The organism is Mesorhizobium sp. M1E.F.Ca.ET.041.01.1.1, assembly GCF_003997355.1.
GTDB lineage: Bacteria > Pseudomonadota > Alphaproteobacteria > Rhizobiales > Rhizobiaceae > Mesorhizobium.
Genome location: NZ_RZSL01000915.1, coordinates 1 through 1,676 on the forward strand (window position 1 = coordinate 1; position 1,676 = coordinate 1,676).

Sequence of the window (1,676 nt, forward strand, 5' to 3'; positions counted from 1 at the left end):
AGGAAACGCTCGACGTCTGGCGCAACGGCAAGGTGATGCAAATATCGGCCGATGTCGGCCGCAACACCGAAGACCAGAAGACCGCGTCGAATGGAGAAGGCGGCAAGCCATCGGCCGAACAGGGCCTGCGCGTACCGTCGCTCGGCCTTGGCCTGACCGATCTCACGCCCGACATTCGCGAGCAGCTCAACCTCGCCGACAACCAGCGCGGCGCCGTGGTCGAGCGTGTCAATCCGGACAAGGCGGCCTCGGCCGCCGGCCTCGAGCCGGGCGATGTCATCGTTGCCGTCGACCGCACGCCGGTCAAGAGCGCCAGGCAGGCAAACCAGGCGATCGCCGAGGCCGGCAAGTCGGGCAAGAAGTCGGTGCTTTTGCTGGTCGACCGCGGCGACGCGCAGATCTTCGTCGCCGTGCCCTTCGTCGCCGGCTGAGAACTTCCATGGAGCCTGCCGGCCTCTCCGGCAGGCTTCGGCGACAAGATTTCGGTTGCCCGCGGGGACGTCTTCGAGAACACTGCCATGCGCCGGCAAGCGGCCTGGTCACAGGAGGCATCTCATTGGTCACCCGCGGCTTCTTTTCCGGACGGCGTCCTCCTTCCGACACAGACGCGCGCATCCCGCCGGGACAATATCTGGAACAGGGTTTTCCGGTGCTCTCGGCCGGGCCGACGCCGCGCGTGCGCACCGAGGACTGGTCCTTCACGCTCAAGCACGGGCCAAAGCCGATCAAGAAATGGAGCTGGGCGGAATTCAACGCCCTGCCGCAGAGCAAGATGACTCGCGACATCCATTGCGTGACGGCATGGACCAAGTTCAACACGCCCTGGCAGGGCGTGCTGATCGACGACATCCTCGCCGATGCCGGCATCGAGCCGCCCACCGCCTTCACGCTGGCGCTCTCCTTCGACGGCTATTCCACCAATGTGCCGGCCAAGGACCTCGTCACCGGCAAGGCGATGGTGGCGCTGCTTTACGACGGCAAGCCGATCACCGCCGACCATGGCGGCCCGGCGCGGCTTCTGGTGCCGCATCTCTATTTCTGGAAATCGGCCAAATGGGTAAACGGCCTGCAATTCACCGAGCGCGACGAGCCCGGCTTCTGGGAGCTGCGCGGCTATCACATGTATGGCGACCCGTGGCGTGAGCAGCGCTATTCAAGCGATTCGTGAGTGGCGATCCGTGAGTGGCGATCTATGAGTGGCAATCCATGAGCGCCGAACCGCAGCCGCAGTCGCCGTGGCAGACGGCCACGATCAGCCGCATCGAAAAGCGCACGCCGCGCGTCACCAGCTTCTGGTTCCAGCCGTCGCGGCCGTTTACCCATCTGGCGGGGCAGCATGTCGACGTCAGGCTGACGGCGCCGGACGGCTATCAGGCGCGCCGTTCCTATTCCATCGCCTCGGCACCGGAAGCAGGCGCCGGCATCGAGCTGGCGATCGAGCGGCTCGACGACGGCGAGGTTTCGCCCTTCTTCCACGATGTGGCGGCGGTCGGCGACGAGATCGAATTGCGCGGACCGCTCGGCGGCCATTTCATCTGGGAGGCGAGCGACGGCGGGCCGGTCCTCCTGGTCGGCGGCGGCTCCGGCGTGGTGCCGCTGATGGCGATGGTGCGCCACCGCGCCTCGCAAAAATCGGCCGCGCCGATCGCGCTGGTGTTTTCGGCGAGGGGCTGGGA

3 protein-coding genes are annotated in these 1,676 nt (G+C 66.3%); all 3 read left to right on the forward strand.

Translation table 11 applies throughout. The features are described from left to right. The coding region (locus EOA38_RS35840) for a PDZ domain-containing protein (RefSeq protein WP_127301440.1) at positions 1-431 on the forward strand (431 nt) is incomplete at its 5' end. Between the two features lie 125 nt (positions 432-556). Next, positions 557-1,168 carry a sulfite oxidase-like oxidoreductase gene (locus EOA38_RS35845; protein ID WP_127301441.1) on the forward strand — a complete coding sequence of 204 codons (612 nt, stop codon included), beginning with the start codon at positions 557-559 and terminating at the stop codon, positions 1,166-1,168. Positions 1,169-1,206: 38 nt separating this feature from the next. After that, positions 1,207-1,676: FAD-binding oxidoreductase (locus EOA38_RS35850; RefSeq protein WP_245481011.1), on the forward strand; the 470-nt coding region annotated here is incomplete at its 3' end.